A 15,938-nucleotide genomic window follows, 5' to 3' on the forward strand; every position below is an offset into this window, starting at 1 on the left:
GTCTTTACCTTTGTACCACAATTCACCGGAAGGGCGTTTGGAACTAAAAATAAGACGATAAAGTTTTAAAAATATATCGCGGGATGGAGCAGTTGGTAGCTCGTCGGGCTCATAACCCGAAGGTCACAGGTTCGAGTCCTGTTCCCGCTACTACGAAGCCGATCAGAAATGATCGGCTTTTTTGTTTTAACATTCTTTCAAAGTTTCAAATTCATAGAACTTTAAAGTCTTTCAAACTTTTTAATTTCTTCCCGACCATCTAATTTCCCAATATAAATAGATACACATGTTCGACAGTCCCGAATACCCTCAATCCCTTTCTGAAGACCTTTTTGAAGAATGGCTGGAAAAAGGCCGTGAAAGCCGGATCCCCTATGCTTATTTGCTGGTGATTTGGGATGAGATAGAAGGAAAATATAGACCTGTTTATGTCGAACAAAGGAATCAAATCCAAAGCTATCCCCGATTCGGCCAATCTCCGGAAAACCAAATGCTAGTAGCAGCCTATGACTTGTATTCAGAGTCTAGAGTTGTTTAGTCTGATTTTTTTAAACCGATTTACAATCTGATAGCCCGGGCCACGGCAGCAGCCATAATACCAAGACCTTCTTTATTGGGATGCACTCCATCTGGGAGTAAATCGGCACGATCCATCAGTGGCGTATATAGATCAATCATTTCTGAACCGCTGGAATGTACGATGTCCATAATCATCATTCGCTGTTCGTTGTTCATGACATTGGCTGTAATTCCAAAATTATCCTGTGTCACTGGAACAGGCATTACCACATAGACCTTTCCATCGGCGGGCATGTGAGCCTTTAATTCAGCGATCATATCCAAGTAATCTTGGCGAAAATCTGCTTTATGAGCCCAGTTTTGAGGTTTGGAATCATTTGTTCCCAGCATAATCACCAAGATATCAGGAGCAAAATCCTTCACTTCCTGAAATTGCGGTTCATTCCAATACGGAAAGTCACCTTTTCGAAGAAGCGTTCGGCCACCCACTCCGAAGTTTTTGACCAAATAGGTTTCGCCGAGTATGGCTTGCAATTGAAGGGGATAACTATCTGGGTTTTCCCTGCCTGGACCTTGAGTAATGCTATTTCCTACACAGGCTATTTTGATAGGTTCCTGTGAAAAAGCAAAAAAGCAAAGGAAAAAGGCAAATAGGCTGAGAGAAAAGGTTTTCATGGCGTTTTTGGGTTTGTTGTTTTCCGAAATTAGGAATTTTTGTTCAGGAAAAAACCCTTGTTTCTCGCTCTGAGGCATCTAATTTTACCAGATGCAATTTTTGGGGAAAATCGTTCGCTTGATTTCCTGGCTTTCAATCGATGTGGTTTTGGGGGCTGTTGCCGGCATGCTTTTTTTCTCCAAATTATTTCATGTAGCCTTACCCTGGCAACCTTATGTACTTCTTGGTATGGCAGTGTGGTGCATTTACAATTTGGATCATCTTTTAGATGCACAGAAGGTAAGTGAAAAACTTTCGGGAAGAAGGCAATTTCATCATCTAGCTCGGGTTCCGGTTTTGGTCGGAATTGGACTTTTAAGTCTTTTGGGTTTGATAGGAGGGTTTTGGTGGTTTGGTTGGGGGCTCGAACTGCAATTGACCTTTCTGTTGGGTGGATTGATAGGAGGGATTCGCTTTTTGGTGCTAAAGTTTGGTAAAGGTTGGATGAAGGAATTTTCCATTGCCCTTTTTTATGTGATCGGGATTTCATGGCTCCCCTTTTTAAGATCAAATTCTCTTGATTGGTCTGTTTGGCATGGATTGTTTTTCTTGTTGTATTTGCTTCTAGCTAATCTGAACTTGTTAATTCTCTCATTTTTAGATCAAGAAGAAGATCAATTGGCTGGTTTTTTTTCGGTTTCGCAGGAGCTGAATAAAGCAAGTCTAATTCTATGGATTAAGTATTTGATGTATGGGTTATTGATCCTGTTAATTTTGGTTTTAGTTATAATTCCTTCCTTTTATAAACTTTTCGTAGCGATTCTTTTTTTGATGACTTTATGCCATTGGTATGTATTTAATAAGGATGGGGTAGATTCAGAAAAGAAACGAATTGGGATGGAATGGGCCTTTTTCCTACCGGTATTGTTGATCTTTTTGAAATAGAGAAGGTAATGAAAGACCAATTTCGATGGGTAGCATCATGGTATAGACCGCTTTCACGATTGATTTTTGGAAATCAACTTTTTAATGCAAATCGACAGTTCCTCTCAGCGGACTTGAAGGGAAATATTCTCATAATAGGAGGAGGAGATGGATTGGATTATGTGGATTTTGCCAAGACCTGGAGGGGAGAATATTGGGAGCTTTCCAATGCAATGTTAGAAAAAGCAAAGATGAACCTTCAGGATAGTCCTTTGAGTTTTCATCTGGGTTCATTTTCCTCCACGACTACTTTCGATTGGGTATTGCTGCCTTTTGTCTTGGATACCATGAGCGATTCTGACATAAATGAGCTGCTTGGGAAAATAAAGAAGCAACTTAAACCCGAGGGGAAATTGATTTTATCAGAATTTTTTCAAACCAAAAATTTCTGTCAAAAAATCATTACTAAGCTCATGATATGGTTTTTCAAGTTCACAGCAAGCCATCCTCGTAGTAACCTGCCTAATTATGAGCAATGGTTCAGAGATTTTGGCTTTGAACTAGTTGAAGAAAAAAAATGGAGAAATGGCTGGATTCGAAGTCAGATTTGGGAAGTCTCTAAAGAGCGGCCTTCTCAATAATTCGACTGATCAAATCATCAAAATATTGTCCATTTCCGGGTCCATACCAATTCATTTCCCGCACTTCGTGAAAATGCTCGTCATATAAACTGTCGGGCGTAATGTAACCGATATAGCCTCCATTGAAGGTGGTGATGATAAGATTGAGCCCGGCAGCATTGGCCTGCTTTTCCCACTTTTCATAAAAAACTCCTGAGATTTCCCCGCTGGAAGCAATGAAAAGAGTGTTGCCTAATTGCAAAATATCCAAATGGGGATTTGTGTCTCCAACTAGTTCATCAAACAGCCAAGGCCGGATTCGCCAATTATCTGCAATTCGTAAGTGGGGCTCTCTCAATTTTAAATCCAAACGCCACCATTCCAAACCTGCATTTTTGATCGTCGCATAGCGACTCATTTTTAGCTGATTGATGGAATCCAATTCCTGTGCGTATCGCAAAATATCTTCTGGTTGATTCCCGTTAGGAATCGGTTTGTGGGAACCGACCGTGCCGGAAGCAAAAAGAGCAAAATCAAAACCTTTGTTTTCCATAGTCTGCATCAGGTAAAAAGGGTAATCACCCGAAAGCCCCATAAATTTTGAACTTAGACAGGTAGCATGGGCTGAGTAGGTAAGTAGTGTGGCTTTTTGGCCAGACTTTTTAGTAAAAATCAATTGGCGGACAAAGGGATCGGTGGGTCCGTCTTTTACAAAGCGATTGGCAATCAATTCTCCGGCATCGGCTTTTCGGAAATTGATAGCCACCGTATCCATACTTGATCTCGCCAATTCCAAAGCTTGGATACTTTGATCGGCAATGAGTTGGACGATTTCATCCTGAAACCCTCCAAAAGCCAAATTCCCTAATGGACCTGGCATGTAACCTCCCATGGCGGAATGGGTGTGAGTGGCCGTGAAAATAACTTTGTTGATTTCTGGAAAAGTGGAATTAATGGCTTCTTCTACTTTTTCTGCTAAAAATGGATGGACAATCAGCAACTCATAGCTTAGCCATGCGATTTGGTTTTTACCATTGCTCAGGAGTATCGTTTTGACGAAACTGCTGTCTTGCACAAATTCATAAGGACCCCGAGGAGCATAGCCTACCAAATCTACTGGTTGGGAAGGAGTCATATTTGCTTTTCCCCAGCCTGCCAACCAATGTTCTCCTTGGCTTTTTTGGGAAGGTAAGTTTTCTAGATTTTGGAATGTTTCCTGATAAAAATCCTGCTCTTCTATTGGGCTTCGGTCTACCCGAGTGATGGTCACAACTGCCAAAAACACAAAAAAAAGAAAGATCCCTAGTAGGACCTTTCCAAATTTTTTCAATGCAGTTTTTCCAGCCATGAATTAATACTCGAATGTTCCGTAAGGACTTTGAATAGTCACCTTTTTTCCTTCCATAGGTTCTACCCGACCAACGATTTTTCCCTCAACGCCATAGGATTCGGCAATATCGATGATTTCCTCAGCATAGCGCTCATCGAGGTAAATTTCCATTCGGTGACCCATATTGAATACCTTGTACATTTCTTTCCAATCCGTACCACTTTCTTCCTGAATGATTCGGAAAAGTGGCGGCGTTTCAAACAAATCATCCTTGATGATATGGAGATTGTCTACGAAATGCAAAACCTTGGTTTGTGCACCTCCTGAGCAGTGAACCAACCCATGAATATGAGGACGAAGGTAATTTAATACATCTACCATGATAGGGGCGTAGGTCCGAGTAGGAGACAGTACCAATTTACCCATATCCACCGGAGCTCCTGGAGCAGGATCAGTCAAGTTGTATTTTCCGGTATAAACCAAGTCATCAGGTACTGCCGGATCAAAGGATTCCGGATATTTTGTCTTTAGGATTTTGTGGAAAACATCATGTCTGGCTGAAGTTAGTCCATTGCTTCCCATTCCTCCATTATATTCGGTTTCATAATTTGCCTTTCCGAAAGAGGATAAGCCTACAATTACATCACCTGCTTGGATTTTGTCATTGGAGATTACTTCCGCTCGAGGCATTCGGCAAGTTACCGTGCTATCTACAATCACCGTGCGCACCAAATCTCCCACATCGGCAGTTTCTCCTCCGGTAAGGATAGCATTCACTCCATTATCCCGAAGCATTTGCAACACTTCTTCTGTGCCTTGAATAATGGCTGAAATTACTTCGCCTGGTATGAGGTTTTTATTTCTTCCGATAGTGGAGGAAACCAATATATTATTGATGGCTCCAACGCAAAGAAGATCATCAATATTCATGATGATGGCGTCTTGAGCAATCCCTTTCCAAACGCTTAAATCCCCAGTCTCTTTCCAATAAAGATAAGCGAGTGAGGATTTGGTACCCGCTCCATCCGCATGCATGATGTTGCAGAAGTCAGGGTCATTTCCGAGTGTGTCTTCAACGATTTTACAAAATGCTTTTGGGAAAAGGCCTTTGTCAAGATTTGCGATGGCCTGATGCACGTCTTCTTTGGAGGCGGAGACACCGCGCTTCATATAGCGCTCGTTCATGTGGTTTTTGGGATTGGTTACCAAAGGACAAAGTTACAGATTCCAATTCATTGGGGAAGGAAATATTAGGGAAATATGCTCTCCTTCGTCGAGCGAATATGCCTTCGGCGAAATGCGATTGAAATAGCATTCGCAATGCTCGTGAAATATCCAGTAACTTATGTTCGGTCGTGCCTCACAAGATAGCACTCGCTTTGCTCGTGGAGATATGCCTCCGGCAAGATAGCTCCGGCTTAACTTCACAAAATGGGCTTTCATTTTTTTGGAGATAAATGGCTAGATGGCCAAATAAAACTTACTTCTAGGAATTCTATTTTTAGAATTCTTTGCGCCGCTGCGTCTTTGCGAGAAGATATTCTAAGAGAATACTTATCCTTCAAACATCTCCTCAATCAATTGGGTATAGAAGTCTTTTACATCCATTCCTATTGCCCGAACTTGCTGGGAAATAAGGCTGGTTTCGGTTTGACCTGGAACGGTATTGATTTCGATAAAGAAAAACTTGCCTGTTTCATGCTCTAAGAAATAATCAATCCGAACGGCACCCTTACAGTTTAACTTTTCATATACCTTTTCGACAATTCTTGCTACACGAGCCACTTCTTCCTCATTCATTCGACCCGGAGTGATTTCTTCAGTCACTCCTGCCGTGTATTTTGCCTCGAAGTCAAAAAAATCCTTACTGCTTACGATTTCAGTGGCGGGTAGAACCGTGATTTCACCCTTCCCTCGGAAAACACCGATGGAAAATTCCCTTCCTGAAACAAATTCCTCTACCAAAACCTGTTTGTCCTCAGCAAATGCCTTATCTAGCGCTTCTGGTAATTCCTCCCAAGTTTTGACTTTGCTCATCCCGATGGAGCTTCCACCATTGTTGGGTTTGATGAAGATTGGGAGTTTTAATTCGGATTCAATCCGCTTTCTATTTTGCCCAGAGTTTTCAAAAAGCTGGATGGATTTCGCGATATTCAATTCAGGGACATCAGCCACGATTGCCTTGGTGTAGCCTTTGTTCATGGTGATAGCTGAAGTCAATTGATCGCAAGTGGTGTAAGGGATGCCAAGCATGTCGAAGTATCCAGCAAGTTTTCCGTCTTCCCCCGGTGAACCATGAAGAATATTAAAAACTCCATCAAAAGTGATTTTTTTCTCAGCGATTTGGATACTGAAATCATTTAGGTCAACCGGGATTTTTTCCCCTGAAACTGATTCAAAATACCAATTGCCTGGATAAATCAGGATTTTATAGACGTCATAAAGATCTCGGTCTATGGTTTTTTCTACGACTGCGGCACTTTTCAGGGAAATGACAGATTCACCTGTGAATCCTCCAGTAACCAAGGCAATTTTTTTCTTCATTGTGGGGAAAAATTTCTTCAACAAAGTATGTTAAAATCTATCGATGCTCCAAGCTTTTATTACTCTCCGAGGGTTTCAAAATCCCTCGGAGAGTTGAAGTTTATATTCCGAATAATAATTCCTCCTCAGAACCAAAGAATTTCTGATGGTCCTTTTGAAATCCAGTTAGACCTCCAAACCATTCCAAGACTGCATTTTTTTCAATTTTTGTCGGTTTTGAAGACATAAATGCATTCCAAGAGCTGAATTCCCATTTTTCAAAATCTTTGATAAATCCATGATGAGTAGGGTTTTGATGGATATAGGTAATGCACCTACTGAAATAGGCGTCTTCTTTGATTTCTCTCCGTTTTATGTTTGAGTTGAATAAATTACCCTTTCTGTTATACATTTTATTAAATGCTTGGGCATATGAGTTTAATAAGTTTGAAAATGACTTGCTAGGTTCTCTCAAAAAGTTCTCGCGAATTTGAATCATAAAATGAAAATGATTCGGCATTAAGCAGTAAGCAAAAGTCTTAGCAATTGGAGAAATATGTATTTCGTATTTTTTTAAGAAGAAATAATAATTCTCCTTTTCTCTAAATAGATTCTCTTTATCAATTGCATGAGTCCAAACATGGTAATACTTACCGGACTCAAACTTTGTCAATGGACGAGGCATTCTCTCAGATTTTATTCATTAAAATAATCAACTTCACTCAACTAAAAAACCCTCCAAGGGGCTCAGAGCCCTTGGAGGGTGATACAGTCTGAATTTATTATATTCGCCGACTACTACCGATCTATACACCCAAAAAATACTTTGAATATGATTGAAAGCTTGAAAAAAGGCAGTTTGCTTCTTTTGATCTTTGTCTTGGCTACAGCAGGACTTCAGGCTCAAGCCTTAAAAAAAGTGACGCTTGAAGATGTCTTCAAAAAAGGTACATTTTCCCAAAAGTCTGTCTATGGAATCAATTGGATGAAAGACGGACAATACTACAGTTCCCTCGTGAATCGAGCTGGTTTTCCCGCCGTAGTTAAAATTAATTTGGCGACAGGAGAAGAAGAGGAAGTGTTGCTTGACGGAAGAACCTTGGGTGTCAATTTCACTTCTTATTCCTTCAATGCAGATGAATCCAAGGCACTGATTGCAACCGATGTGGAGTCCATTTATCGCCGATCTAGTAAGGGTGTTTTTTATGTGGTTGATTTAGCTACTGGAGAAAAACAACAGCTGATGAATGGTGAGAAAATCTCCTATGCTACCCTTTCTCCAGATAATGATAAGGTCGCATTCGTAAAGGATAACAACCTTTATATGATCGAATTGGCTACGAATAAGCTGACTCAAATCACTACTGATGGAGAATGGAATAAAATCATCAATGGATCGGCTGATTGGGTGTACGAGGAGGAATTTTCCATGGCTCAAGCATTTAAATGGTCTCCTGACGGAAAGAAAATCGCCTTTATTCGATTCGATGAAACCGAAGTCCCTGAATTCAATATGCAGCTTTGGGGTAAACTATATCCCGAAGATTACCGCTTTAAATACCCAAAAGCGGGAGAGAAAAATTCTGAAGTAAGTATTCATGTATACGATTTGACATCTGGCCAAACCGCAAAAATGGATTCGGGCTCAGAAACAGATATTTACTTGCCAAGAATTTACTGGACTCAAGACCCTAATCAATTAGCATTCATTCGTCTCAATCGGCTTCAAAATCAGTTGGACCTGTTTCATGCTAATGCTACAACCGGTGAAAGCAAGTTGATTTTATCTGAAAAGTCAGATACCTATGTGGACCTCAACTTCAATGATAATCTTCAGTATTTAAGTGATGGAAAGAGCTTTATCCGAACTTCTGAGCAGGATGGGTTCAAGCATATTTATCATCATGCGATGGATGGAAGCTTGATTCGACAGGTGACTTCCGGTCCTTGGGAAGTATCTGAATTGGTGGGAGTAGATGAAAAGGCAAAGAAGGTTTACTTCGTGTCTGCAGAAGCATCTCCTCTGGAGCGGAATTTTTATGTGATTGACCTTTCAGGCAAAAACAAAAAGGCATTGACTCCGATGAAAGGTTCTCATACTATTAATATGAGTCCTGATCATCGCTTTTTCATCGATTATTATTCGACAGCTGATTCTCCCGTTGTAGTGACTTTGAAGGATGCTTCGGGCAAGGATATCAAAGTGTTGGAAGATAATGCAGAATTGCAGGAGCGTTTGAAAAGTTTTGCTTTAGGGAAAAAGGAGTTTTTCTCTTTCCCAACAGTTGATGGAACAGAATTGAACGGCTATGTGATCAAGCCTGCTGATTTTGATCCAAACAAGAAATATCCGGTTTTGATGTATGTCTACGGAGGACCAGGTTCTCAAAATGTACGGAATTCCTGGGGAGGAACCCGAGATTTCTGGCATCAAGCTTTGGTAGCAGAAGGGTATATCGTTGCCTGTGTGGACAATAGAGGGACAGGAGCACGTGGACGTGATTTCAAGCATGCTACTTATGCCAATCTTGGAAAACTGGAAACCATTGACCAAATCGAAGGCGCTAAATACTTTGCGAAGCAACCTTATGTAGATGCCAACCGAATCGGAATCTGGGGTTGGTCCTATGGAGGATATATGTCTTCTCTGGCGCTGATGATTGGTAATGATGTATTCAAAACAGCCATTGCTGTGGCACCGGTGACTACCTGGAGATATTATGATACGATCTATACAGAGCGATATCTACAAACTCCTCAGTTGAATCCTGCGGGTTATGACAATAACAGTCCAATTACACATGTCAATAAACTGAAAGGAAATTTCTTGTTGATTCATGGAACAGGAGACGATAATGTGCACTTTCAAAATACAGTCGACCTGGTAAATGCATTAATTGCGGCGGATAAACAGTTTGAGACCTTCTATTATCCTAATCGAAATCATGGGATATATGGAGGAAATACCACTTGGCATTTATACACGCAAATGACTGATTTCTTAAAGCGAAAGCTGTAAAGAATAAATTTTAAAAAAACCGCAGGACGTAGATTCTGCGGTTTTTTTTGGAAAACACTTTGCGGCGTTGCGACTTTGCGAGCAATTATGCCAATTTGATTTGATCCAAGTAGAACTTCATCCGGCTATGATCTCGAGGCAAAAAATCTATTTTATCAATTTTGTCTTCCTTATGATTGTAGAAGACTTCCACGTATTCATTTTCCAATAAGTAAAGATTGATCTTATGCCGATAGTAGCGAATAGCCACCACAAAAGTCCCCTCTAGGTAAAGGGTTTTAATCTTTTGGTGTAAAGGCATGTTCCTAAATTCCTCCCTACTCATTTTTTTCGATTCCGTCTAAGACTCCAAATTACTGAAAATGCTTCGGCCTATTCCAATTTTTTTAACTAATGAGCAATAAAAAAGTCCCTGAAATTCTTCAGGGACTTTAGGTGATTAATCAACTTTCGCCATTCGCTTAGTGAACAACTTCTTGGAAATCTTTAATTGCTTCGCTGAAATCAAGCACCTCGGCTCCTTTCAAAGCACCAGAAACGATGCTGGAACCTGCAGCTGATCTGTACCCTCCTGCACAATGAACTACCACTGGCTTGTCAGCAGGAATTTCTCCAGCTCTTTCGCGCAATTCATGCAAAGGAATATTGATGCTTTCTTCGAAGATCGGAGTGTTTTTGTGCTCATCTGCGCTTCGGATATCCACGATTGTGAAGGCATCTGGATTAGCTTTGAATGCTTCAACATCAAAAGTGCTTTCTGTTTCAGTCATTCCAGCTGGATTCACCACAGCACCTTTAATCAATTGCTCGTATCCAATTTTCGCAGCTTTGAAGATTAGGATTTCAAGTTCGGCAGCAGAATCTGCAACTAGGAAGAAATGCTCTTCAGGACCTACGATAGATCCCAACCAAGTTTCAAATTTTCCGCCATTCATAATGTTGATGGCGCCCGGGATATGACCTGCGCGGAATTTGTCCTGCTCACGGGTATCGATTACCAAAGCACCAGCAGGAATGTTAGATCCTTCCGGCCAAATGCTCACTCGAGAAATGGAACGCTGATAAGCCGGAGCACCTTTTTTGTTCATATCCACATCATATCCGAAGTATTTTGGAATGTATGGCTGTCCTTCCAATAGGGAACTTACAAATGTTTGTTCATCTAAATCTCCAAAAGCCCAGTTAGTAGCACGCTGCTCACCGATAGTAGATTGACGGGCATCGCTTAGGTTTTTGCCACAAAGTGAACCTGCGCCGTGAGCCGGGTAAACGATCACATCGTCTGCCAACGGCTTCAATTTATCCTGTACAGTGTGATACATCATTTTCGCCAATTCTTCACGTTGAGCCTTCATGTTTCCAGCTTTTTCACGCAAATCAGGACGACCCACATCACCAATAAATAAGGTGTCACCGGAGAATAGCGCATAGTCTTTTCCATTTTCATCTTTCAACAAAATGCTGATAGAATCAGGGGAGTGACCTGGTGTATGCAATGAATGGAAAGATACTTTTCCCATTTGAAAAGAATCTCCCTCGTCAAACCCAGTGTGTGGATATTCTGCACCTACTAGTTTGGAAACATAAATACTTGCTCCTTCATTTTGATGGAATTCCAAGTGAGAACTCACGAAATCCGCGTGTGGGTGAGTTTCAATGACTGCAACGATTTGTGCATTGTTTGCTTCTGCAAAATCATAATACTGTCGAGGATTTCTCCCTGGGTCAACCAAGGCTACTTTTCCTTCACTTAAGATTGCATAGCTGGCATGTGCCAAGCCTTCGTCATAAAATTGTTGGATATTCATTTTCTATATGGTTTTTCGAATTTGATAGCACAAAGTTAAAACCTGACAAAAGTCAGTTTCGGTGACGCATGTCACGTAACCAAAAGACAGTCAGACGACTGATGGATTATAAATGTTTTTTGGAGCAATTTAGTTGCATCAGAAACGGTTAGTTATTAAAATTGATTGTATGAGCAAGCAAAATACCTACTTATCTCAAAAGTATTCTAAAAAGCTTTTTGCTTGGTTTTTGCTCATTTCAGGATTAGTTTTTTTCTCCTGCAAGTCATCTAAACTATCAAAGGAGGATCCCGTTTTTACGGTCATTCAAACTGCCAAGTCCTATTATGGGACACCGTATAAGTATGGAGGTACTGGTCGGGCAGGAATTGATTGCTCTGCTTTAATCTTTCATTCTTATTATGCGGTTGGGATAAATCTTCCTCGTATGTCAGCCGATCAGGCAAAGGAGGGGAAGAAAGTTTCAGTTCGGGATTTGAAACCTGGCGACATGCTATTTTTTGCTACAAGTAAACGGCGGAATCGGGTGACCCATGCGGGAATAGTCACTGAGGTAAAGAAAGGTGATATTCGTTTTATCCATGCATCAACATCCCTGGGCGTGACAGAAGATTACCTGAGTAATCGCTATTGGGACAAGGCCTTTTTGTTTGCAAGAAGGGTTTTGGAGTGACGAATTTTTGAATACATGATATAAAAACCTCCCCAAAATCTTTTCTGGAAAAGGAATTTGAAAAGAAAGGAAATTTTAAAGCGAGGAACAAAGTGCGAAAGCCAACAGGTCTTTGAAATTGAATGGATTAATTTTCCAAATATCCTTTGGTATTAGGCTTTATTGATTAATTTTGCGCACAAATTCAAAAAGCACATCCTTTTTACATTTCATTCAATCAAATGGCAAATATTGGAAAGATAACGCAGGTAATCGGACCCGTAGTGGACGTTTCCTTCGAAGGCGGTAAGCTGCCAAACATCCTTGACGCATTGGAAGTGACCAAAGAAAACGGCCAAACAGTCGTTTTGGAGGTTCAGCAACACCTTGGTGAAGACCGGGTAAGAACAATTGCGATGGACTCATCTGAAGGGATGGTTCGTGGCATGGACGTAAAAGATATGGGTCAACCTATCTCTGTTCCTACCGGTGATGCGATCAAAGGTCGTCTTTTCAATGTGGTAGGTGAAGCAATTGACGGTCTTCCTCAGGTTCCTGCAGGAAAGCGTCTTCCAATCCACAGATCTGCTCCTAAGTTTGAAGATCTTTCAACCTCTACTGAGGTATTATATACAGGTATCAAAGTAATTGACTTGATCGAGCCTTATGCAAAAGGTGGTAAGATTGGTCTTTTCGGTGGTGCCGGTGTAGGTAAAACCGTATTGATCCAGGAATTGATCAACAACATCGCGAAGGCTTACTCTGGTTTGTCAGTATTTGCCGGTGTAGGCGAAAGAACCCGTGAAGGAAATGACTTGCTTCGTGAAATGATCGAGTCTGGTATCGTGACTTACGGTGAAGACTTCGTTCATACCTTGGAAGAGCAAGGTGGATGGGATCTTTCCAAAGTTGATATGAAGAAATTGGAGGATTCTAAAGCAACCTTCGTATTTGGTCAGATGAACGAACCTCCAGGTGCTCGTGCGCGAGTGGCTTTGACTGGTTTGACTTTGGCAGAATATTACCGAGATGGTGATGGAGAAGGTGCTGGTAAGGATATCCTATTCTTTATCGATAACATCTTCCGATTCACGCAGGCAGGTTCTGAGGTGTCCGCACTTTTGGGACGTATGCCATCAGCGGTAGGTTATCAGCCTACTTTGGCAACTGAAATGGGTGCCATGCAAGAGCGAATCACTTCTACCAAGAACGGATCCATCACTTCCGTACAGGCGGTTTACGTACCTGCGGACGACTTGACTGACCCGGCTCCAGCGACTACTTTCGCCCACTTGGATGCTACTACCGTATTGTCTCGAAAGATTGCCGAATTGGGTATTTATCCAGCGGTGGATCCTTTGGATTCTACTTCTCGAATTCTTTCTCCAGATATTTTGGGAGAAGAGCATTACGGATGTGCACAGCGTGTGAAGGAGATTCTTCAGCGATACAAAGAATTGCAGGATATCATCGCGATCTTGGGTATGGAAGAACTTTCTGAAGAAGATAAGCAAGTCGTTCACAGAGCTCGTCGTGTTCAGCGATTCTTGTCTCAGCCATTCCACGTAGCAGAGCAATTTACAGGTCTTAAAGGAGTGTTGGTAGACATTAAAGATACTATCAAAGGCTTCAACATGATCATGGATGGTGAATTGGATCACCTACCTGAAGCAGCTTTCAACCTGGTAGGTAGCATCGAAGATGCGATCGCTAAGGGTGAGAAGATGCTTGCTGAAGTGAAGTAAGAAAATTAGTTACTGGGTATTAAGTGTGGCAATCTCACTTTTAACTCAATAACTATTTACTCAATAACTAGAAAAACATGAAATTAGAAATCGTTACACCGGATAAAAAAGTATTTCAGGGGGAAGTGTCAGAAGCTTCTTTTCCAGGTGCTTCTGGTGCATTTCAGGTGTTGAATAATCACGCTCCGATTGTTTCTGCTTTGGCAAAAGGGACGGTTTCCTTTACCACAAAAGAAGGAAAGCAATCTATGATAGTAGATGGCGGAGTGGTAGAAGTAAAGAACAACATGATTGTTGTGTTGGCTGAAAAAGTAGTAGGCTAATTCAATTACCAATATTTAATAAATGAAAGTCCAACTCGAACGAGTTGGACTTTTTTTGTGTGATTTTCGCTTGAAATAGGGCTAAAAAATCAGCTTATATGAATCCGGTCATTTTTAGTTTTGCTTGATTCAAATTTTATAATCTTCCAATCTTTCAGATTTCCAATTATTTATTCTACCTTTGCCCCACGAAAGGGGGTGTACACATATGATCATAGTAAACGTAAAAGAAAACGAATCCATCGAGAAAGCGCTAAAGCGTTTTAAAAAGAAGTTTGACAAAACCGGTGCGGTTCGCGAGCTTAGAGCCCGTCAGGCTTTCACCAAACCTTCCGTTAAGAGAAGAGATCAAGTTATCAAAGCGGCTTACAAGCAACGCCTTCAGTCTGATGCTGAAAAGTAATCAAGTCGTTTTCGAATAGAATCAAAACAGCGGGTCCCAAGCTCGCTGTTTTTTTATTGCCCTTTTTCAAATAGGATCTTAGATTTTTTTTGTGACTTATGTTATGTAGGGATTTCTGATTTTTCGTCTAACTTAAGGTAAGAATTAAGTCCCATGATTGAGTCCTTTATCAATTACCTCCAATTTGAAAAACGTAGCAGTCCCCATACGGTAGAAGCCTATGAACGGGATTTGAGACAGTTTGAGGAGTTTTTGGACTTGTCATTTGAGCAGAATGAGCTTTCATTCGCAGGGCATGCTGAAATCCGTGCATGGATTATTGACTTGGTGGAGCAGGGACTTAGCACCACCTCAGTCAACCGAAAATTGGCTACGCTGAGGTCTTATTATAAATTCCTTTTACGGCAGGGAACTATCCAAAAAGACCCTACCTATAAGTTAAAATCTCTAAAAAATCCGAAAAGACTCCCTGAGTTTGTACAGGAAAAGAGCATTCAGGACGTTTTAGAAGAAGATGTCTATGAAAAGGGATTTGAAGGACAAAGGGACCGGATGTTAATGGAGTTTTTGTACTTGACAGGAGTTCGTCTTTCGGAGCTAACTGGGCTTAGATGGTCCGATGTGGATTTTCATTCTGAGCAGGTCAGAGTGCTCGGAAAACGAAAGAAAGAACGGGTAATTCCCCTTTCAAAAGGACTGATTCAAAATATAATTTCATACAAAAAAGTATTTGAGGAAAGGTTTCCGAATTCAGGTCAAAATCCGTACTTTATCGTAACGAATTCAGGGAAGCAAAGCTATCCAATGATGGTATATCGTACAGTCAGGAAATATTTGGATCTTTTTGCTCAGACTAGCAAGCGTAGTCCCCATGTGCTTAGACATACCTTTGCTACCCATCTGCTCAATAAGGGTGCTGACCTAAATGCCGTGAAAGACTTGTTGGGGCACGCCAATCTGGCAGCAACACAAATTTACACTCACAATTCTATGGAAAAACTGAAGGCTGTGTTTGAACAGGCACATCCTAAAGCGTAAATAAATAAATTGTTCAACCACTAAACGCTAAAAGCTATGAAACTGCAAATGCACTCTATCCACTTCGACGCAGATCAGAAGTTGATTGATTTTATCCAGAAAAAAGCCGACAAATTAGACACCTATTTTGACCGAATTATTGACGGCGAAGTTTTTATGAGATTGGACAAGCATGAGAAGAATGAAAATAAAATTGTTGAAATCAAGTTGAATGTTCCTGGAAAGCAGTTTTTTGCAAAAAATCAAAGTGACTCTTTTGAAGCTGCTGCCGATGAGGCGGTAGAAGGACTTCGTAGACAAATCAAGAAGTACAAGGAGAAAGTCCTCTTGGCTAAGCAATAAAACCTAAATACATTTTTAAGCCTTTGGATTACCAAGG

The 15,938-nt window shown here is 40.9% G+C and carries 17 protein-coding genes and 1 tRNA gene; 11 read left to right on the forward strand and 7 right to left on the reverse strand.

Annotated features, from left to right (window positions below; all coding sequences use genetic code 11):
- Positions 1–77: 77 nt before the first annotated feature.
- Together NY014_RS13550 and NY014_RS13555 are read left to right on the forward strand one after the other, a co-directional pair.
- A tRNA-Met gene (locus NY014_RS13550) sits at positions 78–150 on the forward strand.
- A 136-nt stretch (positions 151–286) separates the two neighbouring features.
- Positions 287–538, forward strand: a complete 252-nt coding sequence (locus tag NY014_RS13555) for a hypothetical protein (RefSeq protein WP_259415120.1) — start codon at positions 287–289, stop codon at positions 536–538.
- Positions 539–558: 20 nt separating this feature from the next.
- Here the strand turns inward: NY014_RS13555 and NY014_RS13560 are convergent, their stop codons facing one another.
- Positions 559–1,194, reverse strand: coding sequence for a GDSL-type esterase/lipase family protein (locus NY014_RS13560; RefSeq protein ID WP_259415121.1), 636 nt, complete (start codon positions 1,192–1,194; stop codon positions 559–561).
- A gap of 91 nt (positions 1,195–1,285) precedes the next feature.
- Between NY014_RS13560 and NY014_RS13565 the strand changes: the two genes are divergently transcribed.
- On the forward strand, positions 1,286–2,119 hold the full coding sequence (locus NY014_RS13565) for a hypothetical protein (RefSeq protein ID WP_259415122.1): 834 nt from the start codon (positions 1,286–1,288) through the stop codon (positions 2,117–2,119).
- Between the two features lie 8 nt (positions 2,120–2,127).
- Positions 2,128–2,739: a class I SAM-dependent methyltransferase gene (locus NY014_RS13570; RefSeq protein ID WP_259415123.1), complete on the forward strand. Its 612-nt coding sequence runs from the start codon at positions 2,128–2,130 to the stop codon at positions 2,737–2,739.
- On the opposite strand, the gene NY014_RS13575 is transcribed toward NY014_RS13570, so the two are convergent.
- The 4 genes from NY014_RS13575 to NY014_RS13590 form a co-directional block, all read right to left on the reverse strand.
- The gene (locus tag NY014_RS13575) at positions 2,717–4,066 is read right to left on the reverse strand and encodes a neutral/alkaline non-lysosomal ceramidase N-terminal domain-containing protein (RefSeq protein WP_259415124.1); all 1,350 of its coding nucleotides are present in this window, start codon (positions 4,064–4,066) and stop codon (positions 2,717–2,719) included. The two genes, NY014_RS13570 and NY014_RS13575, sit on opposite strands and share 23 nt — an antisense overlap.
- Before the next feature lie 3 nt (positions 4,067–4,069).
- Positions 4,070–5,233 carry an AIR synthase related protein gene (locus NY014_RS13580; protein WP_259415125.1) on the reverse strand — a complete coding sequence of 388 codons (1,164 nt, stop codon included), beginning with the start codon at positions 5,231–5,233 and terminating at the stop codon, positions 4,070–4,072.
- 369 nt (positions 5,234–5,602) lie between these two features.
- A complete protein-coding gene (locus NY014_RS13585) occupies positions 5,603–6,592 on the reverse strand; it encodes a D-alanine--D-alanine ligase (RefSeq protein ID WP_259415126.1) in 990 nt (329 codons plus the stop codon).
- A gap of 100 nt (positions 6,593–6,692) precedes the next feature.
- Positions 6,693–7,256, reverse strand: coding sequence for a hypothetical protein (locus NY014_RS13590; protein ID WP_259415127.1), 564 nt, complete (start codon positions 7,254–7,256; stop codon positions 6,693–6,695).
- Positions 7,257–7,403: 147 nt separating this feature from the next.
- On the opposite strand from NY014_RS13590, the gene NY014_RS13595 reads away from it, so the two are divergent.
- Positions 7,404–9,590, forward strand: a complete 2,187-nt coding sequence (locus NY014_RS13595) for a S9 family peptidase (protein WP_259415128.1) — start codon at positions 7,404–7,406, stop codon at positions 9,588–9,590.
- Between the two features lie 85 nt (positions 9,591–9,675).
- On the opposite strand, the gene NY014_RS13600 is transcribed toward NY014_RS13595, so the two are convergent.
- A complete protein-coding gene (locus NY014_RS13600; protein WP_259415129.1) occupies positions 9,676–9,915 on the reverse strand; it encodes a hypothetical protein in 240 nt (79 codons plus the stop codon).
- A gap of 136 nt (positions 9,916–10,051) precedes the next feature.
- Positions 10,052–11,398: an MBL fold metallo-hydrolase gene (locus NY014_RS13605; protein WP_259415130.1), complete on the reverse strand. Its 1,347-nt coding sequence runs from the start codon at positions 11,396–11,398 to the stop codon at positions 10,052–10,054.
- 169 nt (positions 11,399–11,567) lie between these two features.
- Between NY014_RS13605 and NY014_RS13610 the strand changes: the two genes are divergently transcribed.
- The 6 genes from NY014_RS13610 to hpf all read left to right on the forward strand — a co-directional run bounded on the left by NY014_RS13610 (position 11,568) and on the right by hpf (position 15,901).
- Complete coding sequence (locus NY014_RS13610) at positions 11,568–12,071, forward strand: C40 family peptidase (RefSeq protein ID WP_259415131.1); 504 nt, start codon at positions 11,568–11,570, stop codon at positions 12,069–12,071.
- Between the two features lie 221 nt (positions 12,072–12,292).
- Positions 12,293–13,795 carry a F0F1 ATP synthase subunit beta gene (atpD, locus tag NY014_RS13615; protein WP_135075692.1) on the forward strand — a complete coding sequence of 501 codons (1,503 nt, stop codon included), beginning with the start codon at positions 12,293–12,295 and terminating at the stop codon, positions 13,793–13,795.
- Between the two features lie 77 nt (positions 13,796–13,872).
- The gene (gene atpC / locus NY014_RS13620) at positions 13,873–14,118 is read left to right on the forward strand and encodes an ATP synthase F1 subunit epsilon (protein ID WP_259415132.1); all 246 of its coding nucleotides are present in this window, start codon (positions 13,873–13,875) and stop codon (positions 14,116–14,118) included.
- A 208-nt stretch (positions 14,119–14,326) separates the two neighbouring features.
- Complete coding sequence (rpsU, locus tag NY014_RS13625; protein ID WP_259415133.1) at positions 14,327–14,521, forward strand: 30S ribosomal protein S21; 195 nt, start codon at positions 14,327–14,329, stop codon at positions 14,519–14,521.
- Between the two features lie 153 nt (positions 14,522–14,674).
- Complete coding sequence (locus tag NY014_RS13630; RefSeq protein WP_259415134.1) at positions 14,675–15,559, forward strand: tyrosine-type recombinase/integrase; 885 nt, start codon at positions 14,675–14,677, stop codon at positions 15,557–15,559.
- 36 nt (positions 15,560–15,595) lie between these two features.
- Positions 15,596–15,901, forward strand: coding sequence for a ribosome hibernation-promoting factor, HPF/YfiA family (hpf, locus tag NY014_RS13635; protein WP_135075680.1), 306 nt, complete (start codon positions 15,596–15,598; stop codon positions 15,899–15,901).
- Positions 15,902–15,938 lie beyond the last annotated feature (37 nt).

Source organism: Algoriphagus limi (genome assembly GCF_024919275.1).
GTDB classification, from domain to species: Bacteria; Bacteroidota; Bacteroidia; order Cytophagales; family Cyclobacteriaceae; genus Algoriphagus; species Algoriphagus limi.